The organism is Actinoplanes sp. NPDC051861, from assembly GCF_040681145.1.
Lineage (GTDB): Bacteria > Actinomycetota > Actinomycetes > Mycobacteriales > Micromonosporaceae > Actinoplanes.
This window is the reverse complement of record NZ_JBFAYE010000025.1, coordinates 57,687-84,088: the sequence shown is the minus strand read 5'-3', so window position 1 is coordinate 84,088 and position 26,402 is coordinate 57,687. Positions and strand designations below refer to the sequence as shown.

The window sequence follows — 26,402 nt, the reverse complement described above, 5'->3', positions numbered from 1 at the left end:
GAACAAGAATTCGAAAGGGTTCCGTTTGCGGAGCTGGCGGAAGGTTACTACTGAGTCACATGCGGACGCGAGACCTGGACCAGATCTTCCTGAACGATTGCTGAATCGGACGTCCCCGTGCGCCGCAGCACGACGGTGAAATTCCACGTCAGCGCCTCGCGCAGGACCGGTACCCGGGCAACCCATTTCGCCCATCCCGGGTGGTACCGGGGCAGGACATCGACCACGGTGACCGATCCTGCCCGGCGCGCCGCCCGGGCCCAGCGCATGGTGCGCGCCGCGCTGATCGGGAAGAGCGACTCCATGTACCGGTTCTTCGGCTCACGGCCGTGGATCCGCTGGTAGCGGCGCCGCGCACGGTTGCCGCCGATCAGCAGGTGCCACGGCCCGGTCTCGTGGCCGCCGTGCGGTGAGAGCCACGGCGTGAACGACACGAAGATCGTTCCGCCGGGGCGGGTCACCCGTACCATCTCGTCGAGCATCGCCTCCGGGTCGGCGACGTGTTCCAGGACGTTCGACGAGTAGGTGACGTCGAGGGCGCCGGTGCGGATCGGCAGGGCGGTGCCGCTGCCGCGGACCATCCCGCCCACCTCGGCGCCGGCCGCGGCGAAGTCGCCGACGGCGGGATCGATACCGACGTACGCGGCACCGGCGCGGCGGAACTCGGACGCGAAGTAACCCGGCCCGCCGCCCACGTCCAGCACCCGCGCGCCGTCGAGCGACACGTACGAGCGCAGCTGGCGTACCGAGTCGGCGGCGAGGTGCGAGTAGAACCGGTCGGGATCGGTCTGCTCGACCAGGAACGCCCGGAACAGGGCTACCGAGCGGCCCAGTGTCGCCCGGTGCGGGTCCGGATCCGGCTCGATGTTCGGTTCGTCCACTCGCACCTTTTCCTCGGGGTGGCCGGCCGCGGGCGCGACGGTCGCCGCCACCCAGCAGACGGCCGCCAGCATCGCCAGCTGAACGCTCAGCCCGTACGCCCACTCCTGACCATGTCCCAGCTGGCGCCCGGCGACGGCGACCGCGATGCCGGTACCGGCGCTCACCAGGGCGAGGCCGGGCAGCAGGCTGGGCCGCAGCTGCCGCACGATGAGCCCGAGCAGCAGGAAGACCGCGCCCGCCGCGCCGCCGAGGGCGACCGCCAGCGCCAGCAGCGGCACGATGATCCAGCCCTCGCCGCCGGGAATCGCCCGGAAGGTCCGGGCGAGCGGGCGGCTCACCACCACCCGGCGGCGGGCCGGCACCAGGGCCAGCAGCACGACCAGCGCGACGCAGGCCGCGCCGGCCGCGAGACCGGCCCGGTACGGCTCGTCGGGCGCGAACCGCAGTGTCACCTCACCGCCGGCACCTGCGGGCACGGCGAAACCCTGCTGCCAGCCGTCCACCCGTACCGCGCGCAGGTCCTGGCCGTCCAGGGTGGCCGTCCAGCCCGCGTTGAGGTTCTCCGGCACCACGAGCAGCGCGGCCTCACCGGCGGCGACGGTGACCCGGCGCTCGGTTGCGTCCCACTGCTCGACCGTGACCGCCCGCTGGGTGACGACCGGTGGCGTGGCCGCCGCGCCGTCGTGGACCAGCGTGGCCGACTCGGCCAGGAAGGCCTCGGACGGCACCGTGCGCAGCCGGTGCTCCCCCGCGGTCAGCTGCACCGACTCGCTCGCGAAGTCGTCGCAGATCGTGACCGGGAGCGCCCGGCCTGCCCGGACGTCGGCGAGCGTGCCGGTGACCGAGGTCGGGTAGGCGACGCCGTCCAGCTCGACGGTGGGTCCCTTCCCGCACGGCGCCGCGATCGGGGTGGCCGTCGCGGCCGGGGTGAGCAGATCGTCCAGCGCCGGCGCCTCGATCTCGGCGACCCCGGCCGGAGCCCGCCAGCCGTTGCCGCGGCTGTCGGCCTCGACCTCGGCCGTCGACGTGATGGTCAGGTCGAGCCGGTCGGTGGTCACCGCCGGGAAGCGCACCCAGCCGTTCGCGTCCACCGGCTGCTCGGTCTGCCCGGACGGACTGGCGACGAGCACGTGCTGCGGCTTGGCCGTGGCCGGCGCGTCCGCGGTCACCAGCCGCACCCGATCGATGCGCCGCTCGCCGGTCCAGGACAGGCGCAGCATCGGCTTCTCGTCGGTGGGCTCGGCCAGCCAGCTGGTCGCCGGGTCGCCGTCGACCGCGGCGTGTGCGCCGACCGTGAGGTCGCCGGTCAGCGTCGACGAGGCGGCGGCGTGCATCGGGCGGTCGAACGGCACGGCGGCGCCGGGCCTCGGCAGGGCGGTCAGTCGCAGGTCGTAGGCGGCGGCCACCGGCGCGGTGAAGTAGCGGTCCACGCCGAGGGGCTCCTCGCCGGCGCGGGCCAGGAACTGGTCGCAGCGGACCGTCGCGCCGGTCGCGTAGCAGGCGGCCCGCTGCTGCGGCGCGCGCCGGAACGCGAACACCGGTGCGGCGGCCGTGCCGGTGTCGGCGGGCACCCGCAGGCCACGCTGCGCCTCCAGCCCGGGGATGCCCAGTTCGCGCAGCGCGACGCTGCCCTGGTAGCCCTGGCGGAGGGCGAGCACGATCACGCGTACCGAGGTGGTGAGGCCGGGCAGTGTGGCGAGCTCGTGCGGGCCGGGCGTCTCGGGGACGTCCCGGTCCACCGGGCCCTGGTCGGTGATCAGGCGGACCATCGCGACCGGTGCGGCGATCCGCAGGTCGTCGGAGAAGTCCACGGTCACCGAGGTGACCCGCTTGGCCGTCTCCAGTTCGACCTGCAGCCACTGGCCGGCGGGCGATTGGTACTGGTCGGCGCGCCACGCCGTCGCCGGGTCGCCGTCGAGTGCCGCGAACGGCAGGGCGGACGGGTCGCCGGCGCCGAGCGAGTCGGCGAAGCTGGCGGAGCTGGACGCCTCGACCGTACGGATGCCCTGGTAGGCGGCGACCGTCAGGTGGCCCTTGGCGGAGAACGGGATGAGGTCGGTACGGACCCGGTCCTGCCGGGTCTTCTCGTCCTCGGTGAGGGTCTGGCTGACGTTGTCGCGGATCCGGCCGATGTTCAGCTCGCGGCGGCGCAGGCCGTCGGTGACGATCGCCGGCCCGGCCGCCTCGGTCAGCCCGAGGTCGCCGTCCACGTCGCCGGTGAGCACGGCCGGCTGCCGGCTGTCGATCAGGCCCTTGTCCATGACCTCGAGCAGCGACTCGGGGCCGCCGCTGACCACCGGCACGTCGGCGAGCCGGGTCGCCGATACCACCGGCACGTCCCGCCGCACCTCGAAGATCTCGATGGCCGGCACGGAGACCCCGGTGTCGGCGGGGCTGGGCGCCGCGCCTCCCGCGCCGACCCGCGGGCCGAACGTGGCGGCCGCGGCCAGGCCGGGCGAGCCGCTGATCGCCTGGCGGATCACCGCGATCGGTGGCGCCGAGGTGGCGGCGCGGTCCAGGTCGTGCCGGACCAGCAGGTACTTGTAGCCGTTGCGGGCCAGGAAGTCGGCCAGGGCGGGTGAGCCGCGTCCCTGGGCGAGCAGAGTCTCGACCGCGTCCATCACCCGGATGTTGCCCTCGGAGCTGAGCGGGATCTGGTTGCGGGTGGACCAGGGCGCGCCGGCGAGCGGCTGGAGCGGCTCGTCGACCGTGCGGCCCCAGGTGCTCTGGGCGAAACCGGCGCCGGGCACCACCAGCGTGCGGGCCTGCGCGTCCCGGTCGGCGAGCCAGTCGCCGGCCTCGGTCCAGTACGACGGGACCGACGACCAGCCGGGCCCGGGGCGCAGCACGCCCGTCCAGGCCGGCGTCGCGGCGACGAGGACCAGCACGGCGATCACCGGTGCGGCCGGGATCCGGATCCGGAAGCGGCGCCAGGTCAGCGCGCGGGTGGCGGCGTACGCGACACCGAGCGCGATCGGCAGCCGCAGCACCGGCTCCCACTTGTGCACGTTGCGCAGCGGGGCGAGCGGGCCGTCCAGCAGCTCCCGGATCTGCGGCGCGAACGGGCTGTCCAGGGTGCCGACGTAGCCCACGGTCAGCAGCGTCAGGCCGGTCAGCGCGCCGAGCACCAGGAACCGGCGCTCCGGCAGCCCGCGCGAGGCGAGCCCGAACAGGCCGATCGCGGCGATCAGCGCGGTCACGATCATCAGGCCGGGGTTGTCGATCAGCACCCATCCGGCCGGCCACCACGGCTCGCCCGAGACGATGTAGCCGACCCACTGGTTGGTGCCGCGCAGCGCCTGGAAGAGCGAGGTCACCGCGGTGGTGGTGCCGGACGACTCGATGAAGTCCAGGAACGGCAGGCTGTACTCGCCGAAGAGCAGCAGCGGGACGATCCACCACAGGGTGGCACCGACGACGCAGAGCACCCACCAGAACATCAGCGAGAACAGGCGCCGGTCCCACTGCCTGGTGAGCAGCCAGATGCCGGGCAGCACGAGGGCCATCACCACGGCGGCGGCGTTGATGCCGCCCATGAAGAGCACGGCCAGGCCGGAGAGCGCGGCGGCACGGCGGGCCGAGCCGATCCGGTGCACGCAGACCAGCGGCAGCAGCACCCAGGGCAGCGCGGCGACCGGCAGCATCTCCGAGGAGAGCGGGCCGATCTCGGTGAGCATGCGGGGTGCCAGCGCGTACGCCAGCGCGCCGATCACCCGTCCCGCCTCGCTGCCGATCCGCAGCACCCGGGCCAGCAGCAGCACGCCGTAGTAGGCGGCCAGGAGCAGCAGCGCGCTCCACACCCGCTGGGTGATCCACGAGGGGACGCCGAGCAGGTCACCGGCGGCGAAGAACGGTGCCATCGGGAACAGGTAGCCGTACGCCTGCTGCTGCAGTTCGCCCGAGGTGGCCACCGGGTTCCACAGGTGCAGGGCCCGCTCCATGAAGCCGATCGGGTTCTCGACCAGATCCAGCTTCGTGTCGAACGTCGTCTCGCCCGGGCGCTGCAGGAACGCGGCGGCGACGAGCAGCAGGGCTCCGCCGGCCGCGAGCCAGGAACGGCGGCGTGGTGCGGGTGGTACGTCAGCCACGGCGGGCGTCCGCTCCCGGAGGGCGGCAGTCATCGTCGGCACTCCGGGGGCAGGCAGCTGAACTGAGCCAGCGCAGTGTAGAAGATCTCCCGGATTCCGGAAGGCTTCGCGGTCAGCGCGACGCTGCCACCGGTGACCTTGGCGATCTGGTTCAGCTCGTCCTTGTCGATGTCCGGCCCGACGCCGATGAACAGGATCGGCAGCGGCCGCTTGCGGTCCACGAGTCCGCCCAGCTCACGCAGCAGCGCGGTCCGGGTGATGCCGTCGGCGTTGTCGTCCGCGCCGTCGGTGAGGATCAGGACCATGTTGATCCGGCCGGGCGTCCAGTTCCGGGTGCCGTTCTGGTACGCCGCGAGCGTCGTGTTGTAGAGGCCCGTTCCGCCGTCCGGCTTGACCTTGATCTCGCCGACCCGCTTGAGCATCTCCGCGCGGCGCGGGCCGAGCGGGCCGACCGGGATCACCTCGCGGTAGTCGCGCTTGCCGTCGAGGTCGATGGAGAACTCCCAGACACCGAGGTCGGTGGTGCTCAGCAGCAGGTTGGAGCCTTCCTGCGCGGCCTTGATGGTGGCCGACATCCGGGTCTCACCGGAGCCGGGCACGGCTGCGGCCATCGAGCCGGAGATGTCGAAGACGGCCAGCATCCGGGCGCTGATGTGCACACCGCCCCACGCGTTGAGCAGGTCCTCGGTGTCGGCCTCGGCGGGCAGGGCGGTCGGCGGCAGGTCGGCCTTGCTGATCCCGGTGCCGGCCGGGATCTCGGCCGGCGCCGCACCGGCCGGGGTGCGCAGCCCGTGCTCGGTGAACGCGGCGGCGCCGTCGGCGGCGAGCATCGCGCGCAGCAGGGCGGTCGCCGTGTCCCGGGCCTCGGTGGACGAGGTGAGTACGGCGTACGGGTAGTCGGGTCCGGGCACGCCGTCCGGCGGGTAGACCGCCACCTGCGGCTCGCCGTTCTCGGTGGTGGAAAGCAGGACCTGCTGCTCGGTGCTGACCACAGCGGTCTCGTCCTTACCCGGCCCGGTCGGGTCGGGCGCTGCCTCGCCGGCCGTGGAGACGGTGTCCTTCGACAGCCGGCGCATGGTCCGCGCCGTGCCGGCCTCGTCCCACTTGGCCAGCGACCGGATGCCGACCAGGCCGCCGAAGCCGAGCGGGCTGATCGCCGGGTCCGGCAGTAGCACGGCCACCGGTGGCTTCGCCGCGTCCACGAGCCCCTTCCAGGCGAGGTCGCCGCCCTTGCCGAGGCGGCCGGCGGTCTTCGGGTCCAGCGCCAGCACGATCGGGGTGCCGGCCACCGAGACACCCTCGGCGGGCACCTGGAACGCGCCGACGGCCCGCGCGCGCCGCAGCCACAGCGTCGACTCGGGCAGCCAGACGTCCGGCGCCTCGGTGACAGCCGCGCCGTCGCCGGAAGCGCTGGGCGAGGGCGCGGCCGAGGCGGCGGCGAGCCGTTCCGGCGCGGAGTTCGCGATCGTCCGCAGCACCTCCGCCGACTCCCGCGCCTCGACGATGACGTCGAGGCACCGCTGCCGCTCGGTGAGCCGGGTGGCCACCTGCCGCACGGGCGGGGTGATGCTCGGCGCCGCGGCCACCCGCAGGGTGGTCCGTTCGGCGCACGGCGGGTCCTTGCGGGTCCGCTCGACGTATGTGACTCCGGCCCAGCCGCCCAGTACCGCGATCAACGCGACGCTCAGGAGCGTGACCGGCCAGAATTCCGGTCTCGAGCGGAGGCTCCCATCGGTCACGCGGTCTCCTCCATTTGTTACGCCACCGTTGCGGTTATTCCCGAGGCTGCCCTAGTGTGACGCGACCGCGAATCGTACTCGCTAGTAGGGGTGCAGAGTAGACCATGACGGACGCCTCCAGCGGTCACATCGTGTTCCTGAACTGGCGGGACACCCACCACCCGGAAGGTGGCGGCTCCGAGCTGTTCCTGGAACGGATCGCCGCTGAATTGATCGGGAAAGGCTACCGGGTCACTCTTCTCTGCCAGGCGTATGGTTCCGCCCCGGCCGAAGAGATCAATTCCGACGGCATGCGTATCGTCCGCCGCGGCGGACGGCACACGGTATATCTGCGCGCCGCATTGACATATCTGCTCGGCGTCCTGGGCTTCGGCCCCCTGTCGCGCCGCCAGCTCGGCCGTCCGGATCTGATCGTCGACGTCGGCAACGGCATGCCGTTCCTCAGCCGCCTCTGGACCCGCCGTCCGGTCATCGCACTGGTCCACCACGTGCACCGTGAGCAGTGGCCGGTCGTGTTCGGCCCGCGGGTCGCCCGCATCGGCTGGTGGATCGAGTCACGCCTGGCGGTACGCGTCTACCGCAACTGCCGCTACATCACCGTGTCCGAATCCACCCGCGAGGAGCTGGTCGGGCTCGGCGTCGACCGGCACCGCATCTCGGTGGTGCACAACGGGACTCCCGAGGTGACCGGAGCGCCGGTGGCGCGTACGCCGAACCCGAGCCTGATGGTTCTCGGCAGGCTGGTGCCGCACAAGCGGGTGGAGATCGCGCTGCGGGCCACCGCGCTGCTCGCCACCGAGCTGCCCGACGTCGAGCTCGTGGTGGCCGGTCAGGGCTGGTGGGACGAGCCGCTGACCCGGCTCGCCGCCGACCTGGGTATCGAGGACCGGGTCAGGTTCACCGGCTTCGTGTCCGAGGAGCACAAGCACGAGCTGCTCTGTGGCTCCTGGCTGATGCTGATGCCCTCGCTCAAGGAGGGCTGGGGCCTGACCATCGTCGAGGCCGGGGCGCGGGCCACACCGTCGATCGCGTTCCGCTCCGCCGGCGGCGTCGCGGACGCCATGGTCGACGGGGAGACCGGGATGCTGGTCGAGGACGAGTACGAATTCTTCCGGGCGGTGCGCTCACTGGTGCTCGACGCCCGTAGGCGGAACGCGATGGGCGCCGCCGCGGCGGCGCATGCCCGGCGATTCACCTGGGAGAAAGCCGGTGAGGCGTTCTCCCAGGTGGTCGCCGGACAGCTCGCCGGCGAACAGCCGAAGCCGGCTGATCAGCGAGTTCCGTAAACCGAGCTCTCCAGATCCGCCGTGCTGCTGGCGTTCTCACTGGCGACATGCTCGGCGGACGGGCTCACCGCACCGACGGTCGCGACTACACCGACGATGCCGAGGACACCCCCGGCGACGGCAGCGATGACGAACGTGGCCAACTTGGCCATTTTTGTTCCTCCCCGGACTCGTGGGTGCGCGGACCGTACCACGATCTTCTGCGGACGGGCAGCAGCGCGAGAACTGCGACGACGACCACCGTACCGGCCAGTAGGTGTGCTGTCAGCGACGGAATTCGGCGGGACGCCGCGGAGAGCCGGACACCTGCCCCAATCGCCGGATTCTCCCACAATCGCAGGTCGGGGCCCTCGTGGACGAGACGGAGACCGGCCAGCGTGGCGACCGGGACCTCGCCGCGGACGAGCACCCACTTGACACCGAGCGAGGCGGCCGGGCGGCCGGCCTCCAGGTGCGCCCAGGCGGCCGCGGCCCGGGGGTTCTCCCCGTCGACGATCACCGCGCCGACCCGCAGCGCGTCGTTCATCAGCACCGGTGCGTCCAGGTATCGCGGCGCCGGGTCGCGGACCACGACGTCCCGGTTCCACGGGTAGCGCTGGTAGCCCTCGAACGGCAGCGACAGCACCTCGCCCGGAGCGGCGGCCACGATCGCGGCGACCCGGTCCCAGTCAGCCGGGTACCGCACCGGCCGCAGCGCGCCGCCGACGCCGAACGCCAGGTCCGGCAGCGCCACGATCGGCAGCAGCAGCGCGCCGGCCAGCACCACGAGCCCGGCGGCCGGTTCGAACCGGCGGGACAGCCGCTCGGCGAGAGCCTCCGCACCGAGTGCGAATCCGAGAGCCAGCGTCAGCGCGTACGGAATCAAGAATTTCTGCCCGTCCCGCAGCAGGCCGGCCCCCGGCACATGGGTGACCAGCCACTCGAGCAGGGGTGCGGTCGGCCCGGCACCCGCCGCGGCCAGCACGAAACCGCCCGCGGCCAGCACGAACAGCCGGACCGCGCCGCCCGGCCACCGGGTGCGCAGCACCCGCAGCCCCACCACGGCCACCGCGAGCAACAGCAGGGTGACGACCGGGGCCGCGGCGGTGACGCGGCTGGCGGGAACGGTCTGCGCGTTCCAGATGCCGCCGGTTCCGGCCAGCGCGACCAGCGTGCCCGCCCAGTTCTCCGAGCGCGCGGCGAACTGCGCGATGCCTTCCGGATCGGAGCGGCCACCCGCGGCGCTGGCCAGCGAGGCAAGCAGCCAGGGTGCGTTGAGCGCGGTCACGGCGGCCAGGGCGATCGCGGTGGCGCGTGACCGGAGCGGGAGCAGGATGGCCACGGTGACCAGCGCGATCAGGCCGCCGGTCGGGGTCACCGCGGCGGGCGCGGCGGCGATGATCAGCCGGGGCAGTGCCTTCTGGCGCCCGGCGCGCAGGTCACGCGCGGCGGCCACCATGAAAGGCAGGCATGCGTACGCGAGAAGCAGCGCCCATTGGCCGAGGAGCAGCCGTTCGGCCAGGAAAGGCGTCCATGCGTACGCGAACGCCGCCACCGCCTTGGTCAGCGCCCGGTCCGTGGGCACCAGCCGGGCCGCTCCCAGGGCGGACAGGTAGACGACCGCGACCAGCGCTATCCGCTGCAGCAGCCAGCCCGGCACCGCCACGTTGAGCAGCGAGACGAGCGCGTCCAGCGGCACCGCCCGCGGCAGCGCGTCGGCGGGGACGATCATCTCCCAGCTCAGCGGCTGCCGGGGCACGAACACCATGTCGTAGCGCAGCACGTATCCCGGCAGCACGAGCGGCGCCAGGACCACCGCGGTGATCCCGGCCGCCAACGCCCTGAGTCTCACTACTTCGGTGCGGGGACTAGCTCCCCGACGTGCAGCTCGTTGGAGCAGACGCTGGCCGCCTTGTCGACGATCTCCACCTGGACGCTCGACCCGCTGCCCCAGACGATCAGGAACATCGCGTTCAGGCCGCGCCGCACGTCGAACGCGACCGGCTTGTCGATGCCGATCCGCAGCCGCGCCGAGGTGTCCCGGTCGGCGAGGTACGCGATCCGCACCACGTGCCAGTACGCCGGCACCTCGGACTCCAGCGGGATGTCGGTGGTCTTCCCGTACCCCAGCTGGTAGCCGCAGCCGGACAGCGGGCCAGGCTCGGCCTTGACGCCGCTGACCCAGCCGGGCCGGATGTGCCCGCTCTCGTCGAAGACCGACACCTCCCGGGACTGCGTCACGAAGACCGGCCCGTTCTCCATCGGCGCGAAGAATTTCGACTGCAGGTTGTACGGCTGCGACAGCGACCCGACCACCTCCTCCGGCACCGGCTCGTCCATGAACACCGTGCCGGCCGGCATCGTGACCAGGTCGGCGCGGGCGTTGGCCAGGTAGTCGCGGCCGGCCTTGAGCGACCACTCGTCACCGAACCTCAGGCCGGAGACGGTCGCGCTGGCCAGCAGCACCGCGAGCGTGCCGAGCAGGGCCGGCTGGGCGAACCGGGCGGTGAACGCCGGCAGCCTGCGCGGCGCGCGCTTCTCCTCCTCGACGCCCTCGCGCCGCAGCCCGCACAGCGCCGCACCGATCGCGATCGCCGCGACCACCATCACGTCGGCGATGTACCGGGGCACCGCGCCGGCCACGGCGCTGTAGACCGAGCCCATCCGGGTCGCGCCGAGCAGGCCCGCGACCAGCCCCGTGTAGAGCAGCACGAGCAGCCAGGCGCGCGCCGCGGCGGCACCGCGGAGCCAGATCGTGAACGCCACGAACGCCAGCACGACGCCGATCGCGGCGAAGCGCATCGGCTGGGCGGGCGCGGTGATCGGCGCGCCGTCACCGGCCGGGAACCACGACCACGGGCCGCCGAGCAGACCCGGGATCAGCGTGTGGGTGAACATCTGCGCGACGAACTCGACCACCTCGTTCACCGACGCCGGGCGGCGCAGCGACGAGGTGGAGCGCGACAGGTACCCGGCGAGGAACAGCAGCGAGATGAGGGTGAGTGTGACCCAGGACGGCCACCACCGGCGGATCGTGGTGATCACCGCGCGCACCGGGCCGCCGGGTGCGTACAGGCAGAGCGTCATCAGGAAGACCAGCGCGACGGTGAGCAGGGCCTTCTCGAAGAAGATCAGGCCCAGCAGCACCGAGAGCGCGAGCGTCACCAGGTGCTTGCGGCGCCGGGTCCGGATGTACTTCACCTGGGCGCCGACCGCGAGGACCATGGCGAGCTGCATCGGCAGCATGTTGATGCCGACGGCCCACCACGACGAGGCCTCCAGCGTCAGCGGGCTGAACAGGAAGACGGCCAGCGGGACCAGCAGCATCCAGGTGGGCTGGAGCATCAGGCGCAACAGCCGGTACAGCGCGATGCTCACCGCCGCCTGACCGGCCATCAGCAGCCCGAGGAACGGCGCGTAGTCGAACCCGCCGAACCGCAGCGTCAGCCAGTTGACCGCGTGCCCGGCGGGCATCAGGTGGTTGTTGAACAGGCCGAACAGATAGTTGGGCACCAGCGCGTTCGCCTCGGCGAGCGACAGCATGGGGAAGTCGTCGTACGACAGGTAGCCACGCTGGGCGATCGCGGCCCGGGCGGCCACACTCGCCGCGATGAGCACGGCGGCGACCGTCGTGATGGTGATGCCGACGGCCGGCGCGTTCTCGGTCGGCTGTGGCGCTTGTTCTGTGGGGCTTTCGGCCAGGGACACGACAGCAGGGTGCCATAAACCGCTTCGTGTTTGGCTGCGGAGCCCCTGGTTGCCCGCTGTGCCTGAACGACCACTAGACCTGAAGTTTCCTCACCAGTAACCTACGCGGGCCAGCACCAAAGCGGGGATATGCGAGGCGAGATGACACAACCCAGCAACGCGGTCGACATCTGTGTGGTGGGCGGCTGCGGCCGGGTCGGGCTGCCCCTCGGCATCGCGCTGGCCGCGCGCGGGCTGTCGGTCGTCCTCTACGACATCGACGCGGCCGCGGTCGACCGGGTCAACAGCGGTGTCATGCCGTTCGCCGAGGAGGGCGCCGCCGAGCTTCTCGCCGAGGCGACCGGGGCCGGGCGGCTGCGCGCCACCACCGACCCGGCCAGCGTCGGGCGGGCCGACGCCCTGGTCGTCGTGGTCGGCACGCCGGTCGACGAGCACCTCAACCCGGATCTGGGCGCGGTTCCGCGGGCCATCGAGCGCTGCGTCGAGCACCTGCACGACGGGCAGCTGATCGTGCTGCGCAGCACGGTCTACCCGGGTGTCACGGCGCTGACCGAGAAGCTGCTGGTCAAGCACGGCCTCACCGTGGACGTGGCGTTCTGCCCGGAGCGGATCGCCGAGGGTAAGGCCATGACCGAGCTGTTCACACTGCCGCAGATCGTCGCGGCGCGTACACCTCAGGCGATGGACCGGGCCGAGAAGCTCTTCCGCAACCTGACCGGCTCGATCGTCCGGCTGGAGCCGGAGGAGGCCGAGCTGGCGAAGCTGTACACCAACACCTGGCGCTATCTGAAGTTCGCGGCGGCCAACCAGTTCTGGATGATGGCCAACGACTTCGGGCTCGACTTCGCGAAGATCCGGCACGCGGTGACCTTCGACTACCCGCGCGCGGACGACCTGCCGATGCCCGGGTTCGCCGCCGGGCCCTGCCTGCTCAAGGACACCATGCAGCTGGCGGCGTTCAACCGGAACAACTTCGTGCTCGGCCACTCGGCGATGCTGATCAACGAGGGCCTACCTCTCTATCTGGTGTCCCGGCTCGAGGACCGCTTCGACCTCGCGGACATGACCGTCGGCATCCTGGGCATGGCGTTCAAGGGCGGCAGCGACGACCCTCGGGACAGCCTGGCGTACAAGCTGAAGAAGATCCTGACGCTCAAGGCGCGGGAGACGCTCTGCACCGACCCGTACGTGGCCGACGACCGGCTGCTGCCGCTGGACGAGGTGCTGTCCCGGGCCGACCTGCTGGTGATCGCGGCGCCGCACACCGACTACGCGGGCCTCGCGCCGACCCAGCCGCTGATCGACATGTGGGGCCTGACCGGAAAGGGCGTGCTGGTATGACACCACGGGTCTCGGTGGTCATTCCGGTCTACAACGAGGGCGAAGGCGTGGTGAAGCACCTGGAGCGCATCCTGCGCGAGGTGCTGCTGCCGGCCGAGATCCTGGTGGTGCACGACATGCCCGAGGACACCACGGTGCCGTACGCGCTGGAGATCGCGCGGACCGATCCGCGGGTGCGCACGGTGTTGAACACGTACGGGCGGGGGCCGGCGAACGCGATCCGGTTCGGCATCGACGCGGCCCGCGCGCCGGTGGCGGTCGTGACGATGGCCGACGGCTGCGACGACCCGCGGCAGATCGACGACCTGGCCCGGCTCGTGGACCGGGGCGTGGTGGTCGCGGCGGCGTCGCGGTACATGCCGGGCGGGCAGCAGGTCGGCGGGCCGCGGTTCAAGGGGATGGCGTCGAAGTGGGCGGGGCGGACGCTGCACTGGTTCGCGCGGGTCGGCACCCGGGACGCGACCAACAGCTTCAAGGCGTACGACACGGACTTCGTGCGTGAGGTGGGCATCGAGTCGAACACCGGGTTCGAGATCGGTATCGAGCTGACGGCGAAGGCGACCCGGTCGCGGCGGCCGGTTGCGGAGATCCCGACGATCTGGCTGGATCGGCAGCTCGGGGAGTCACACTTCGATGTGGGGCGGTTCCTGCCGTCTTATCTGCGCTGGTACTTTTTCGCGTTCGGGCGGACGCTGTCTGCCGAACAGCTCGCGGCTCGGTGGGCGGCGCACCGGCCCACTGTCCTGTCCGACATCTCGGACATTTCGCAGAATAGGGAGGAAACACCGGCATGACTAAGGTACTGGTGACCGGCTCCGCCGGGTTCATCGGCGGGTACCTGGTGGAGGAGCTGCTCGGGCGTGGCCACTCGGTGGTCGGCCTGGACAACTTCTCCAAGTACGGGCCGGTGGCGCACAGCTACGACGACCACCCCAACTTCCGGTTCGTCGAGGGCGACGCCCGTGACGTCGAGCTGGTCACGTCGCTGCTGGACGGGTGCGACCACTTCATCGCGGGTGCGGCGATGATCGGCGGGATCTCCTACTTCCATGCGTACGCGTACGACCTGCTCGCCACCAACGAGCGGATCATGGCGTCCTCCTGTGACGCCGCGATCGCCGCACATCGGAACGGGACTCTCAAGAAGGTCACGTACGTGTCCTCGTCGATGGTCTTCGAGTCCACCGACCGCTGGCCCAGCAAGGAGGGCGACCAGCGGCTCATCCCGCCGCCGCATTCGTCGTACGGCTTCCAGAAGCTGGCCGTGGAGTACTACGCGCGGGCCGCCTGGGATCAGTACCGGTTGCCGTACACGATCGTGCGCCCGTTCAACTGCGTCGGCGTGGGCGAGGGCCGGGCGCTCGGTGAGGCCGAGGTGCTCTCCGGCAACGTCAAGCTGGCCATGTCGCACGTCGTGCCGGACCTGGTGCAGAAGGTGCTCAAGGGCCAGGACCCGCTGCACATTCTGGGCGCCGGTGACCAGGTGCGGCATTACACGTACGGCGGGGATCTGGCGCGCGGCATCGTCACGGCGATGGAGCACGAGGCCGCCGGCAACGACGACTTCAACCTCTCCACCGCGGAGTCCACCACCGTGCTCCAGCTCGCCGAGCTGATCTGGCACAAGATCAAGGGAACGGACGTCCCGTTCCGCTTCGTCAGCGACGAGCCGTTCGCGCACGATGTCGCGATGCGGGTGCCGGACGTTACCAAGGCACAGGAGGTTCTCGGCTTCACCGCCGAGACCACGCTCGACGCGATGCTCGACGAGGTGATTCCGTGGATCAGGCAGGCAGTGGAGGACGGCCGCTTGTAGGCGGCTCCTCCTCGCCGGTTCCGCCCAAGGCCGCCGCCGAGCTCTCCGAGCTGGCCGCGCGACGTCCGTCCGGCCGCGTCATCGGCATCGGCGGCGCGGCGGTCGCCGTGGCCAGCGCGGTCTCCAGCGGCATGGGGTACGTCGTGCCGGTGCTCGGCGCCCGTACGCTGGACGCCGCCGACCTCGGCGCGCTCGCCACCGTGCTGGCCATCGTCGCCATCGTCACCGTGCCCGGCATGGGCCTGCAGATCGCGGTCGCGGTCCAGCGCGCCAAGCACCCGGGCTCGACGGCCCGGTACGTCGGCTGGATCACCGCCGCCGCCTGCGCCGCCCTGGTCGCGCTGCTGACGCCGTTCGCCGGTGCGGCGTTCGACCTGCCGCCGACGGTGATGCTGCTGCTCGCCGTCTACACCGGCGCGATCGTGGTGGCCGGTCGCTGGCTCGGGCAGCTCCAGGGTGACGAGCGGTTCCTGCGGCTCGCCCTGGGCATGGCGGTGCTGGCCGCCGGGCGCTACGGCGGTCTGGTCGCCGGCCTGCTGCTGGGCGCCGGCCTGACCGAGTCGGTGCTGATCGGCACCGTGGTGTCACTGTTCATCCCGGTGGTGCTGTCGTTCGTCGCCCGCGGCTCCGGCGGCGGCACCCGCGGCGTCACCCCGCGCCACGTCCTCACCGCGTCCTCGGCGACGCTCGCCATGCTCGTGGTCTCCTACGCCGACCTGCTGCTGGCCCGTGCCCTGCTGCCACCGTCGGTGTCCGGCGCGTACGCGGTCGGCACCGTCCTGACCAAAGGTGCGATCTGGGCGCCGCAGGTGGTCACGGTGCTCGCGCTCCCCCGGCTCGCTCAGGGCAGCCGCCGGGCACTGACGGTGTCGATCGGGCTGGTGACCGGCTCGGGCACGCTTCTCGTCGTGATGTCGGCGCTGGCCGGAGGGCTGGCGTTCCGGTTCGCGGGCGGGGAGGACTACGTCGAGCTGGGGCGGTACGCGCCGGTGTTCGCCCTCACCGGCGCGCTCTACGCACTGGTGTTCGTGCTGGTCAACGCGCAGGTCGCGTCGGGGGCGAAGTGGCCGTCGGCGCCGCTGTGGGTCGCGACGGGGATCCTCGTGGTGGCCGCGTGGCTCGTCCCGCACACGTTCACGGCGATCATGTGGTGCGCTGCGGGGACGGCGGCTCTGGCGCTGGTGGCGACGGGGTATCTGACCTACAACGCGGGACGTGGCGGGCGGATGCGGGCGGCTACCTCTTCCGGGCCGCAGGGTCCCGAGTCGGATTAATCCGTCCAGCCTGGAATTTCCTTCAGTATCCGCTTTTTGTAGATTTCCTATTACCTTCGCTGGCATCGGTCCAGCTGTTGGCGAAGGGGAACTCCATGAGCGACGAATCGGCCTGCCTCGACAGGCGGACACTGCTCGCCGCAAGCGCGGGCGCGGCAGTCGCGGCGTCGGTCGGCGCCGGCTCCACCGCCGCCTCCGCTTCCGCGGCCGCCTCCACCCCAGCCGCCGTGACCGCTCCGGCGGCCGCCGTGCCGCCGGCTTCCCAGGACTGGAAACACGCGGTTGCCGGCACCCGGGGCAGCGACATCGCGGTCAAGGCCGGGCGTGCCCAGGAGGGACGCTTCGGGGTCATGTTCAAGAACGCCGAGGCGTACTCCCCGCCGGACGAGCTGATCAAATCGCTCGCCAGGCAGATGGGCGAGCCGACCGGCCCGGCCGGCAGCGACCTCGACAACCCGCGCATCCCCGCCGGCTTCACGTTCCTCGGCCAGTTCATCGACCACGACATGACCCTGGACCGGACCCCGCTGCCCGAGCAGGAGGCCGACCCGCACGCCCTGACCAACTTCGACACGCCGCTGTTCGACCTGGGCTCGCTCTACGGCCGCGGCCCGGACACCGACCCGGACCTCTACGAGGCCGACAAGACCCGGATGAAGGTCGTCCGCAACGTGAACGGCGTCGACGACCTGCCCCGCCGCGCCGACGGCAGCGCCATCATCGGCGACGCCCGCAACGACGAGAACCTGATCGTCGCTCAGCTGCACCTGGCGTTCGCGAAGTTCCACAACCGCTGCCTCGACACCGGCCAGGCCCGCAACCTCGCCGAAGCCCAGCGCCTGACCCGCTGGCACTTCCAGTGGATCATCATTCACGACTTCCTCGACAAGGTGGCCGGCCCCGAGGTCGTCGGCCGCTTCCTCGACGGCAAGGGCCGCGTCAACCGCGAGTACTACAAGCCGAAGAACCCGCACCGGCCGATGATGCCGATCGAGTACTCGGTCGCCGCCTACCGCTTCGGCCACAGCATGGTCCGCGCCGCTTACCTGATGAACGCCCGAACCACCCCGCCCGCGGTCGGGCCCATCTTCGGCGCCGAGGGCAGCGACCTGCGCGGCAACCGCCCACTCCCCGCCCGGCTCGAGATCGACTGGTGGCACTTCTTTGACGTACCCGGAAAGCCCGCGACGCCTCGCAACGCGGCCCGGCGCATCGACGGAAAGCTCTCCCTGCCCCTGTTCAACCTGCCCGTCACCGTCGTCACCGAGGGAACCTCGTCGCTGGCCGAGCGCAACCTGATCCGCGGCAAACGCCTGGGCCTGCCCGCCGGCCAGGACGTCGCCCGCCGCATGGGCATCACGCCGCTGACCAACACCCAGCTGGGCCTGCCCGACCCGGACAACGCCGACTGGCAGGGCAAGGCGCCCCTCTGGTTCTACATCCTCAAGGAAGCCGAACTCACCCACGCCGGCGAACGACTCGGCCCCCTCGGCGCCCGCATCGTCTGCGAGGTGATCCTGAGCATCCTCGACGCGGACAAGAACAGCTACCTGCGCGTCAACCCGTCCTTCCGCCCTGCCGCCCCGATCGCCCCCTCGACCGGCCAGTTCCGGATGGGCGACTTCCTGAAGTTCGCACTGTCCTACTGAGCCCCGCCTGTCTCCCCCGCCCGGCTCCTTCCCCATCAGCCGGGCGGGGGACCGATCTCAACGGCTCTGACGGGCCTGCTCCTGGTTCGACTTGTGGATGCCGGACAGCCAGTCCTGACTCAGGCGCACGTCGGCCGGTTCCTCTCCCCGCCGCAGCGCGTCCAGGTAGGCACGATCGGCGTCGAGGCGGCCCAGCACCTCCGGGCCCTCGGCGACGGCACCGTGACCGGGGATCAGCACATCGACGTGCTGGATTGCCTGACCCAGCCGGTCGAGCGCCGCCCGGTAGGCGTCCACCTGCCCGGGGCGACGATGGTCGAGCAGCGGGATCAGCACGTCGGAGAGCATGTCACCGGCGATCAGGACGCGCCGGTCCGCGAGGAGTATCGCCGCGTGGCCGACGGCGTGCGCGTCGTGCTCGATGATCTCCCCCGGCACGGGCGCCCCGCCCGCGGGCAGCGGGGTGAGCAGCGCGACCAGTTCGAGAGGGATCCCCGGCGCGGTATCCGCCGCCATCTTCTGCGCCCGCTCCCGCGCCTCACCGGCGATTCGGGCGCAGGCGGCGGTCGCATATCGGGGCACATCCCCGAACCGCGAATGCCACAGCAGGTGGTCCCAGTGCGGATGAGTGGCGAACCCGGCCACGACCGGTATCCCGAGCCGCTCCACCTCGTCAGCGAGCTGTTCGAGATCAGCCCCGCCGATCCCGGGGTCCACAACGATCAGCCCGCCGTCCCCGCGCACCACGACGGCGTTGCTCCACACCCACTCGCTCTGCCGCACCCAGACACCGTCCGCCACCTCATTCAGCACCGGCTCACCCTGTCAGCTCCCCCCGCTCCCCGCGACCCGAACCCCCAACCAGCCGGCACGCAGGGCGTCAGCGGTTGTTCGGGCTGAAGTGCATGTAGTCCTTCAAGGTGATCCAGCGTCCGCCCCACGCGAACCCGTTTGATGTGAAGGCCGGGACTCCGCCGTCGGCGTGGAGCATTCCTGGCCAGTAGTGGTCGCGGGCCAGCCACGTCGCGCTGTTGGGTGGGTCCAGGTAGTCGCCGCGGATCATGGGGTTCTGGCGGGGGTTGACGTCGATGGCCCGGCCGTAGGAGTGCTGCGACCAGGTCGTCGTCCCGGCTACGTAGCGGCACTCATAACCGCTGGTCAGGATGGACTTGTCGGTCAGGCCGGGCATGTTCACGGCGGCCGGCTGCATCACCAGGACGGGGAAGCGCCAGCGGTAGAGGGCGGCGAATGCCTTTTGGGTGGGTACGGCCAGTTCGCGGTGCATGATGAGGTTGCCGTCTCGGGCGACGCCCTGGAAATCGAGGTAGCGGACCCAGATGCGGCGCAGGTCGTAGGCGGCGACCGGGCACTTCTTGTTCGGGTCGCCGTTGGCCTCGGTGGCGGTGACCGTTTCGGTGCGGGTGCGCCAGACCGGCAGGGGTGCGGCAGGTGCGGTGAGCCGCAGCATGCCGTCGATCCGGAGGGTGTAGCCGGCGGGCAGGCTGTTCCACCGGCGAAGGTTGGCGACGCTGACGTCGTGCCGCGCCGCGATGGACGTGAGGGTGTCGCCGGGCCGGATGATGTGTGCGGCCTGCCTGGGACCGGCCGCCCTGACCGGTGCCGCCGGCGCGGTCGGAACGAACAGGAGAACGGCGGTGAGCAGCACCGGCGGGAGTTTCCACATAGTTCTCCAGGTTCGGGGGAAACCGGAGGTCAGACCGGGAAGCTGCCGCGGAATACGCCCTTCGGGTCTACGGCCTGTTTGATCGTGCGCAACCGTGCCACAGCTGCCGAGTCGAACGCGTCGGCGACGGTCTCGGAGGGGTTGAGGAACGTGAACGGCTTCCGGCCGCTGACCGGCAGTGCCGCCGCGTAGCCGGCCTGCTTGGCCAGGACCGCCTCCGGGTCGATCGGGAGACCGAAAAGGTACAGCGCGAACGGCTCGGTCAGCGGCCCGTGCGGGCTGTCCGACGGCCGGGTGAACGCGCCGCCGAGGTGGCGGATCTGCACGCTCAACAGTGGCGCGATCGGGTCCTTCAGCAGTGCGGCCACGACCGCGTCGTCGAGCGTGGTGAGTAATTCAGCGTGGGACAGTCCGGCACTCGGATCGGTCGGCTCCGCGGTGATCGAGCCCAGCTCGTCGACCGCCATGACACGCCGGCTGTCGGACACGGGCGCGGGCAGGGCGTCGAGCGGAACCAGAAGCTCGCGGGCGGCGTCGGCGGGCCCGAGGTAGGTCGCGTCGACCGCGACCATGGGCGCCGCCCCGGGGAAGTGCAGCAGGTCGAGCCAGACGGTCAGCTCGTCGGGTGCGGTCGCGACGATCCGCCGGTACGCGTCGATGACCGCGGGGGCGTGGGCGAAGTCCCAGAGGACGCGGCCGCCGTAGAGCGAGGGCGCCGGGTGCAGGGCGAGCTCGAGCGCGGTCACCACGGCGAAGTCGCCGCCACCGCCGCGCAGGGCCCAGAACAGGTCCGGGTCGGAGGTGGCGGTGACGTGCCGCTCGGTGCCGGTGGCGTCGACGACGTCGAAGGCCAGAACGTTGTCGGAGACCCAGCCGTGCGCGCGGCCGAACCAGCTCAGCCCGCCACCGAGTGCCACGCCGGCGACGCTGACGACCGGCGAGCTGCCGGGCATGCCGGTCAGGCCGTGCGGCGCGGCGGCGGCCTGGAGCCGGCCGGACAGGACCCCGGCGCCGACCCGGGCGCGGCGGGCGACCGGATCGATGTCGACACCGTCAAGACGACGGGTGCGCAGCAGCACGGCACCCGAGGTGTTCCCGGTCGCGCCGTGCCCGCGAGCCTGAGTGGTGACGGTCCGGCCGGTGGCCGCCGCGTGCCGGATCAGTGCGGCGACGTCGGCCGCGTCCGCCGCCTCCACGACCGCGTCGACCGGCTGAGTGATCGCCAGGTTCCACGGCTGGCGGGCGTCGTCGAAGCCGGGCGTGCCGGGCAGGTGGACGGTCCCCCGGACGAGATCTTTCATGGTCATCTCCCCATCAGCCGGTCAGTGGTGCCGGACGGCGCGTCCGGATAGGTCGTCTCGACCGAGGCCTTGAGCCCGGCCAGGGTCTGCCCGGCCAGCTCGCGGCGCCAGGCCAGGTCGGCCCGGTGCATGGCCTGCGAGATCAGGCATGCCTGGCGGTAGTCGGTGGCCGGGTCGGAGCCGGGCCCCTTTTTCAGCAGCTCCGCACAGCGGAACGCCTCGTCGGCCCCCTCGATGGCGACCACGATGTCCAGCAGGGTGATCCGCTCCGGCTCGCGGGCGAGCCGGAAACCCCCGCGCGGGCCGGGCGTCGAGGAGACGATGCCGGCGCGGGCCAGGGCCTGCATCTGCTTGTTGAGGTACGCCGGGGGCAGCTCGTAGAACGCCGCCAGCCTCCCCGTCGGCACCGCCTGGCCGTCGGGCAGCCACGTCAGGTTGAGGCACGTGTGCAGTGCCCACTCGACGCCCTCGCTCATCCTCATATCCTGGACACTACATATCCAGAATAGCCGAGTCCAGTGACCTGGGTCACCGCTCAGGCGGTCGCCTCGGCGTGCACCGTGAACCGGTTGTTGCCGGCCCGCTTGGCCCGGTACATGGCCTGATCGGCGTGCCGCAGCAACTCGGGGGCGTCGCCCGCGCCCGGTGACGCCAGGGCGATGCCCACGCTGCACCCCACCCGGACCCGGCGCCCGTCCACCACGAGATCGCTGTCGAAGGCGTCGATGAGACGTCGCGCCACCGCGATCGCCTCCTCCTCGCCGCCCTGATCGTCGAGGTCGTCCAGCAGGACACCGAACTCGTCGCCCCCGAGCCGGCCCACCAGGTCCGGACGGGGCACCCCGGCCCGGATCATCTCGCTGATCATGCGGAGCACCTGGTCGCCGACCTCGTGCCCGTACGTGTCGTTGACCGGTTTGAACCCGTCGAGGTCGAGGAAGAGCAGGCCGACCCGCCGCCGGCCGGCATCGAGCGCCTCCGCGACCGACCGGCTGAACGCGGTGGCGTTGACCAGGCCGGTAAGCCCGTCGTGGGTCGCGGCGTATGCGATGCGCTCCCGATCGGCGCGATGCTCGGTGATGTCCCGGTGGTGGGCGACGATGCCGCGCACGGCGGGATTGCCGAGCAGGTTGCGTACAGTCGCCTCGTGCCAGCGCCACGCGCCTCCGGCGGTGCGGACCCTCAGTTCGGCGCGGTGGGCCGTGGAGCTGTCGGTGGTCTGGGCGCGCTCCCCGAGCGCCGCGACGGCACCGGCGTCGTCGGGGTGGATGAACTCCGCTATCGGCCGGCCCACGAGCCGTTCCGGCGAATGCCCGATCATCGCTCCGGCAGCCGGGCTGGCGTAGGTGATCTCCCCGTCGCTCGACCAGACCACGATCATGTCGGTTCCGTCGTGCAGGAGCGCCTCCAGACGCTCCTCACTGCGGCGCAGAGCCAGCTCGGCCTCCTCGCTGCGGTGCACGCTCAGGCCGAGGACCCGGCAGGTGGTGACCGTGCCGATGGCGATCAGTGCGGCGGCCCCGTGCACCGCGGGCTGCGGCAGGTACGAGGACACCCAGCCCGCGGCGATGGCGAGCTGGCCGAGGAGAAGCATGGCGGCGCTGGCGAGAGCGGCCGGGCGCCAAGCGCGGGATCCGGACCAGCCCAGGTGCACCGACGCGATCTGCAGGTGCGCGACCGCCAGCACGGGGCCCCAGCCGACCAGGTACATCGTCAGGCTCACCAACAGCAGGTGGACAGCGACACGCGGGGCGACGCGCTGTGTCAGGTCCCCACCGGCGAGGCGGCGCTGCAACCCGGGCTGCTGATAGACCATGCCGGCGAACAGGACGACCGTCAGCAGCCAGAACGGGGCGTGGCCGGCCAGACCCAGGCGATACAGCACGGCTACGACGGCAAGGACCATGATCGGTTCGACACCGTGGCGCAGGTAATCCACCACCCGTGCCCAGCCTGACCGCATGCATGCCTCATCGGCACCCGCTGCGGGCACCTGACCGAACCGGGCTCACGTTCGAGCGAGGTACGCCACCGTCACGGGTACGGCGCGAGTGCCGGCACCACGCTCAGCCACTCCCGTGCCAGCCTCTCGTCGCCGCTCACCTCGGCCGGAATCACCGCCGGGTCCCGGCGGTCGCCGACCAGCCGGCAGAACTCCACCACGTCCACCGACACCTCGGCGTCCGTGTCGAAACCGGCCGGCTCACCGAGCGGCACCGTCCACGTCCCGCCGCCGGGGCCGGTCAGCAGCAGGCGGATCTGGCGGCCGGACGCCTCCGGCAGCCGGTGCGAGGTCACCCTGGGGAGCATGCGGACGGCCAGGTCGGCCATGGGATTAAGGTGCTCGGGCAGCGGCGTGATCGACGGGCTGCTGGTCACGCCCGCGATGTCCTCGGCGTGGATCCACGTCTCGAAGGCGCGGGCGAGCAGCGCGTCCGGGACCGGCATCGTGAAGCCCAGGGTCACCGTCGTGGAGGTGTCCGGGCGGCGCGGCAGGGCACGGCAGACGGCGTCGGCCTGGTCGCGCCAGGTCCGCAGGGTGTCCGACACCGGACGGCTCTGCTCGGCGGCCACCACCGCGGACGTACGGGCCTCGGCGTCCATGTCGGGCCGGACGGGCAGCGAACCGGGCACCCCGAGCGCGTCCGCCACCATCCCGTCGACGGCGATCAGGTGGGCCAGGAGGTCGTGGACGCTCAACTGCTCGTACGCCGCGACCTGCCGCCAGTCGTCGGTGGCCAGGTCGGAGAGCATCAGGTCCAGGGCGGCGACCTGAGCCGCGTACGGTTTCGCGTACCCCGGTGTCTTGAAAGCCGGACGGCGCCGGACCGGCATCTCCGACCGCAACCGGGCAAGAAGGCCCGCCGGAGGTGCGAACAGCAGCTCCTCCGCCGTCGCGCGCAACGTGCGCGCCTCGCCCGCGCAATCCGCGCAGCCCGGCAGATGGCCCTGGACGAGATGCGCCTCCTCCGGCGAGCAGGCGTCCACGGCCCACGCCCCGATGAGCTGGGAGACGGTCTCGTGGTCGGCTGTCATCGTTCCTCTTCAGTCGTGAGCATGCGGGCTCAACGCCACGGTAAGCCTGCGCAGCGCCTCGCGCAGCCTGGACTTGGCGGTGCCCTCCGGCAGGCCCAGCTCGGCGGCGACCTCGCGGTAGGTTCTTCCCTCCAGATAGGCCAGAGTGATCGCGCTGTGCAGCGGCTCCGGCAGGGTTCCCAACGCTACCCTCAGGCGGCGCGTGGTGTCGGCGTCCGTGACCTGGTCACCGACCGGGTCACCGGCGTTCAGCGCGTCCATGCTCAGCTGCGGCTCGCGCGTGCTGCGGCGGTGCGCCTCCTCGCGGCGCACCAGGTCGACCGCCCGCCGGTGGGCGATCATCGCCAGCCAGCCACGGAGGCTCCCCTTGGCCGGGTCGAACGCGAACGGCCGCTGCCAGAAGGAGAGAAACACCTCCTGGGTGACGTCCTCGGCCGCACGATCGTCGCGGGTGACGCGCACGGCAACGGTGTAGACGAGCGCGCTGTAACGCTCGTACACCTCTCCGAAGGCGTCCTCGTCGCCGAAGACGAGGCGATCGCGGAGCCGGCAGTCCACATCGGTGGATCCCTGCTGCACCCGCATACTTTAGGACGTTTCAAGCGTTCATGGGTGTCAATCAGGCGACTTCTGGTTCGGCGACGGCGTCCAGCGCGGCCTCGTCGGCGGGATCCTCCGGTGGCGGCTGCGGGGCATCGCTGAGCTGCTCGCGCAGGTAGTTCCACAGCACCGCGATCAGCGCGGCCACGGGAACGGCGAGCAGGGCGCCGACAATTCCGTACAGGCTGCTGCCCAGCGTCACGGCGAGCAGCACCACGCCGGCGTGCAGGCCCAGGCCACGGCTCTGCACCATCGGCTGGAAGACGTTGCCCTCCAACTGCTGCACGGCGACGATGATCGCCAGCACGATGAGCGCGTCGGTCCAGCCGTTCGACACGAGCGCGATCAGGACGGCGACGAAACCGGCGAACAGCGCTCCGACGATCGGCACGAACGCGGCCACGAACGTCAGCACGGCCAGCGGAAGCACGAGCGGCACGCCGACGATCCACAGGCCGATGCCGATCGCCACGGCGTCGAGGAGGCCGACGAACGCTTGGGAACGTACGAAAGCACCCAACGTCTCCCACCCGCGCGCCGCCACGATCGGCACGTCCACGGCGAGGCGCCCGGGCAGCTGGCGCGACAGCCACGGCAGGAACCGCGGCCCGTCCTTCAGGAAGAAGAACATCAGGAACAGCGCCAGAATCGTGGTGACCAGTCCGTTCACGACGGTCGTCACACCGGTCAGGGTGGCCGTGGCGATGCTGCCGACACTGCTCTGGATCCGGTCGATCGCCGCGTTCGAGGCGCTGGTCACCTCCTCGTCGCCGATGTTCAGCGGCGGCCCGGCGGCCCAGTCCCGCACGGTCTGGATACCGTCGGTCACGCCCTTGGCCAGCTCACCGGACTCCGACGCCACCGGCGCCACGATGCCGACCAGGGTGCCCGCCGCCACCAGCAGGAACAGCACGGTCACCACGGACGCGGCCAGCGCGGGCGGCCACCTGTGCTTGCGCAGGAACCGCGCGGCCGGCCAGGTCAGCGTGGTCAGCAGCAGGGCCACCACCAGCGGCCAGATCACCGACCACATCTGACCCAGCAGCCACAGGGCCACCCACGCCATGACCAGCACGAGCAACATCTCCAGCGAGATGATCGCGGCGCTGCGCAGGGCGGACTTCGACTTCCTGGCACTCAGCGTGGGCCCCATGTGATCACCCTAAGTTCCCTCGCCGGGGGTTGCCCGCCCGGGGCCGATTGCATAGAAAGAGATCCATGACAGGCCCGCTGCCCGCGCGCATCTGGAACTACTGGATGGGCGGAACGGACAACTTCCCCGCCGACCGGGCCGCCGGAGACGCGGTGGCCCAGGTGTACCCCGAGATCGTCGACATGGCCCGCGAGTCGCGCGGCTTCCTCACCCGAGCCGTCCGTTACCTGTCCGAGGAGGCCGGCATCCGCCAGTTCCTCGACATCGGAACCGGCCTGCCCACCATGCAGAACACCCACGAGATCGCCTCGTCCGCCCGCGTGGTCTATGTCGACAAGGACCCGCTGGTCCTCTCCTACGCCGCCACCCTGCCGGACCGCGCCACCTTCCTCCTGGCCGACTACCACGACCCCGAACTGATCCTCGCCGAGGCCGCCAAGACCCTCGACTTCGACCGCCCGGTGGCCGTCATGTTCATGGGCGTCCTGGGCTACGAGCCCGATCTCGACGAGGTCCGCTCCATCGTCTCCCGCACCTTCGCGGCCGCGGCGCCGGGCAGCTACCTCGTGCTGTGGGACGGCACGAACACGACGCCGGCGGTGGTGGAGGGGGCTCGGCGCCTCGCTGAGAGCGGCGGGGATCCGTACATCCTGCGCAGCCCGGACGAGATCGGCCTGCTCTTCGGCGGACTCACCCAGGTGGATCCCGGCCTCGTGCCCATCACCAGGTGGCGCGCGGACGCCAAGGCCGTCTTCATCGACGCCTACGGCGCCATCGCCCACTCATGATCCCCGTCAACGGCGCGAGCCGTCCGACAGAACCCTCCCGCCGGCCGAAATGGCGCCTAGCGCACGGCTCAGCCGCGC

Annotated in this window: 19 protein-coding genes; 7 read left to right on the top strand and 12 right to left on the bottom strand. The window is 71.5% G+C overall.

The window, feature by feature from the left end; all coding sequences use genetic code 11:
* Positions 1 to 47: 47 nt before the first annotated feature.
* The gene (locus AB0M02_RS40240; protein WP_364237237.1) at positions 48 to 5,003 is read right to left on the bottom strand and encodes an alpha-(1->3)-arabinofuranosyltransferase family protein; all 4,956 of its coding nucleotides are present in this window, start codon (positions 5,001 to 5,003) and stop codon (positions 48 to 50) included.
* The gene (locus tag AB0M02_RS40235) at positions 5,000 to 6,709 is read right to left on the bottom strand and encodes a substrate-binding and VWA domain-containing protein (protein ID WP_364237234.1); all 1,710 of its coding nucleotides are present in this window, start codon (positions 6,707 to 6,709) and stop codon (positions 5,000 to 5,002) included. The genes AB0M02_RS40240 and AB0M02_RS40235 overlap by 4 nt, the downstream gene beginning before the upstream one ends.
* A gap of 104 nt (positions 6,710 to 6,813) precedes the next feature.
* On the opposite strand from AB0M02_RS40235, the gene AB0M02_RS40230 reads away from it, so the two are divergent.
* A complete protein-coding gene (locus tag AB0M02_RS40230) occupies positions 6,814 to 7,995 on the top strand; it encodes a glycosyltransferase family 4 protein (RefSeq protein WP_364237232.1) in 1,182 nt (393 codons plus the stop codon).
* A gap of 85 nt (positions 7,996 to 8,080) precedes the next feature.
* Here the strand turns inward: AB0M02_RS40230 and AB0M02_RS40225 are convergent, their stop codons facing one another.
* Together AB0M02_RS40225 and AB0M02_RS40220 are read right to left on the bottom strand one after the other, a co-directional pair.
* Complete coding sequence (locus tag AB0M02_RS40225) at positions 8,081 to 9,811, bottom strand: hypothetical protein (RefSeq protein ID WP_364237230.1); 1,731 nt, start codon at positions 9,809 to 9,811, stop codon at positions 8,081 to 8,083.
* A gap of 14 nt (positions 9,812 to 9,825) precedes the next feature.
* The gene (locus AB0M02_RS40220; RefSeq protein ID WP_364237227.1) at positions 9,826 to 11,682 is read right to left on the bottom strand and encodes a hypothetical protein; all 1,857 of its coding nucleotides are present in this window, start codon (positions 11,680 to 11,682) and stop codon (positions 9,826 to 9,828) included.
* Positions 11,683 to 11,823: 141 nt separating this feature from the next.
* On the opposite strand from AB0M02_RS40220, the gene AB0M02_RS40215 reads away from it, so the two are divergent.
* From AB0M02_RS40215 to AB0M02_RS40195, 5 genes are all read left to right on the top strand, one after another.
* Positions 11,824 to 13,023 carry a nucleotide sugar dehydrogenase gene (locus AB0M02_RS40215; protein WP_364237225.1) on the top strand — a complete coding sequence of 400 codons (1,200 nt, stop codon included), beginning with the start codon at positions 11,824 to 11,826 and terminating at the stop codon, positions 13,021 to 13,023.
* Complete coding sequence (locus AB0M02_RS40210) at positions 13,020 to 13,817, top strand: glycosyltransferase family 2 protein (protein WP_364237223.1); 798 nt, start codon at positions 13,020 to 13,022, stop codon at positions 13,815 to 13,817. The genes AB0M02_RS40215 and AB0M02_RS40210 overlap by 4 nt, the downstream gene beginning before the upstream one ends.
* Positions 13,814 to 14,839, top strand: coding sequence for an NAD-dependent epimerase/dehydratase family protein (locus AB0M02_RS40205; protein WP_364237220.1), 1,026 nt, complete (start codon positions 13,814 to 13,816; stop codon positions 14,837 to 14,839). The genes AB0M02_RS40210 and AB0M02_RS40205 overlap by 4 nt, the downstream gene beginning before the upstream one ends.
* Positions 14,803 to 16,113, top strand: a complete 1,311-nt coding sequence (locus AB0M02_RS40200; protein WP_364237217.1) for a polysaccharide biosynthesis protein — start codon at positions 14,803 to 14,805, stop codon at positions 16,111 to 16,113. Before AB0M02_RS40205 ends, AB0M02_RS40200 begins: the two co-directional genes overlap by 37 nt.
* Positions 16,114 to 16,208: 95 nt before the next feature.
* Positions 16,209 to 17,762: a heme peroxidase family protein gene (locus tag AB0M02_RS40195; RefSeq protein ID WP_364237214.1), complete on the top strand. Its 1,554-nt coding sequence runs from the start codon at positions 16,209 to 16,211 to the stop codon at positions 17,760 to 17,762.
* 57 nt (positions 17,763 to 17,819) lie between these two features.
* On the opposite strand, the gene AB0M02_RS40190 is transcribed toward AB0M02_RS40195, so the two are convergent.
* The 8 genes from AB0M02_RS40190 to AB0M02_RS40155 all read right to left on the bottom strand — a co-directional run bounded on the left by AB0M02_RS40190 (position 17,820) and on the right by AB0M02_RS40155 (position 25,536).
* On the bottom strand, positions 17,820 to 18,575 hold the full coding sequence (locus tag AB0M02_RS40190) for an MBL fold metallo-hydrolase (protein ID WP_364237212.1): 756 nt from the start codon (positions 18,573 to 18,575) through the stop codon (positions 17,820 to 17,822).
* 67 nt (positions 18,576 to 18,642) lie between these two features.
* The gene (locus tag AB0M02_RS40185; RefSeq protein ID WP_364237209.1) at positions 18,643 to 19,446 is read right to left on the bottom strand and encodes a M15 family metallopeptidase; all 804 of its coding nucleotides are present in this window, start codon (positions 19,444 to 19,446) and stop codon (positions 18,643 to 18,645) included.
* 29 nt (positions 19,447 to 19,475) lie between these two features.
* Complete coding sequence (locus AB0M02_RS40180) at positions 19,476 to 20,747, bottom strand: FAD-binding oxidoreductase (RefSeq protein ID WP_364237208.1); 1,272 nt, start codon at positions 20,745 to 20,747, stop codon at positions 19,476 to 19,478.
* A 2-nt stretch (positions 20,748 to 20,749) separates the two neighbouring features.
* Positions 20,750 to 21,223, bottom strand: coding sequence for an Rrf2 family transcriptional regulator (locus AB0M02_RS40175; protein WP_364237207.1), 474 nt, complete (start codon positions 21,221 to 21,223; stop codon positions 20,750 to 20,752).
* A 59-nt stretch (positions 21,224 to 21,282) separates the two neighbouring features.
* Positions 21,283 to 22,710, bottom strand: coding sequence for a diguanylate cyclase (locus tag AB0M02_RS40170; protein ID WP_364237204.1), 1,428 nt, complete (start codon positions 22,708 to 22,710; stop codon positions 21,283 to 21,285).
* Positions 22,711 to 22,781: 71 nt separating this feature from the next.
* Entirely contained in the window at positions 22,782 to 23,783 is a 1,002-nt protein-coding gene (locus tag AB0M02_RS40165; RefSeq protein ID WP_364237202.1) for a maleylpyruvate isomerase family mycothiol-dependent enzyme, read from the bottom strand.
* 9 nt (positions 23,784 to 23,792) lie between these two features.
* The gene (locus tag AB0M02_RS40160; protein ID WP_364237199.1) at positions 23,793 to 24,362 is read right to left on the bottom strand and encodes a sigma-70 family RNA polymerase sigma factor; all 570 of its coding nucleotides are present in this window, start codon (positions 24,360 to 24,362) and stop codon (positions 23,793 to 23,795) included.
* 40 nt (positions 24,363 to 24,402) lie between these two features.
* Positions 24,403 to 25,536, bottom strand: coding sequence for an AI-2E family transporter (locus AB0M02_RS40155; RefSeq protein WP_364237197.1), 1,134 nt, complete (start codon positions 25,534 to 25,536; stop codon positions 24,403 to 24,405).
* A 65-nt stretch (positions 25,537 to 25,601) separates the two neighbouring features.
* Between AB0M02_RS40155 and AB0M02_RS40150 the strand changes: the two genes are divergently transcribed.
* Positions 25,602 to 26,324: an SAM-dependent methyltransferase gene (locus tag AB0M02_RS40150; protein WP_364237194.1), complete on the top strand. Its 723-nt coding sequence runs from the start codon at positions 25,602 to 25,604 to the stop codon at positions 26,322 to 26,324.
* Positions 26,325 to 26,402 lie beyond the last annotated feature (78 nt).

Excerpts from the sequence above, each read along its gene's own strand:
- AB0M02_RS40165 (WP_364237202.1), bottom strand. The coding sequence starts at position 23,783 with ATGACAGCCGACCACGAGACCGTCTCCCAGCTCATCGGGGCGTGGGCC.
- AB0M02_RS40230 (WP_364237232.1), top strand. The coding sequence starts at position 6,814 with ATGACGGACGCCTCCAGCGGTCACATCGTGTTCCTGAACTGGCGGGAC.
- AB0M02_RS40185 (WP_364237209.1), bottom strand. The coding sequence starts at position 19,446 with ATGTGGAAACTCCCGCCGGTGCTGCTCACCGCCGTTCTCCTGTTCGTT.
- AB0M02_RS40210 (WP_364237223.1), top strand. The coding sequence starts at position 13,020 with ATGACACCACGGGTCTCGGTGGTCATTCCGGTCTACAACGAGGGCGAA.
- AB0M02_RS40215 (WP_364237225.1), top strand. The coding sequence starts at position 11,824 with ATGACACAACCCAGCAACGCGGTCGACATCTGTGTGGTGGGCGGCTGC.
- AB0M02_RS40205 (WP_364237220.1), top strand. The coding sequence starts at position 13,814 with ATGACTAAGGTACTGGTGACCGGCTCCGCCGGGTTCATCGGCGGGTAC.
- AB0M02_RS40170 (WP_364237204.1), bottom strand. The coding sequence starts at position 22,710 with ATGCGGTCAGGCTGGGCACGGGTGGTGGATTACCTGCGCCACGGTGTC.
- AB0M02_RS40195 (WP_364237214.1), top strand. The coding sequence starts at position 16,209 with ATGAGCGACGAATCGGCCTGCCTCGACAGGCGGACACTGCTCGCCGCA.
- AB0M02_RS40175 (WP_364237207.1), bottom strand. The coding sequence starts at position 21,223 with ATGAGCGAGGGCGTCGAGTGGGCACTGCACACGTGCCTCAACCTGACG.
- AB0M02_RS40180 (WP_364237208.1), bottom strand. The coding sequence starts at position 20,747 with ATGAAAGATCTCGTCCGGGGGACCGTCCACCTGCCCGGCACGCCCGGC.
- AB0M02_RS40240 (WP_364237237.1), bottom strand. The coding sequence starts at position 5,003 with ATGACTGCCGCCCTCCGGGAGCGGACGCCCGCCGTGGCTGACGTACCA.
- AB0M02_RS40155 (WP_364237197.1), bottom strand. The coding sequence starts at position 25,536 with ATGGGGCCCACGCTGAGTGCCAGGAAGTCGAAGTCCGCCCTGCGCAGC.
- AB0M02_RS40150 (WP_364237194.1), top strand. The coding sequence starts at position 25,602 with ATGACAGGCCCGCTGCCCGCGCGCATCTGGAACTACTGGATGGGCGGA.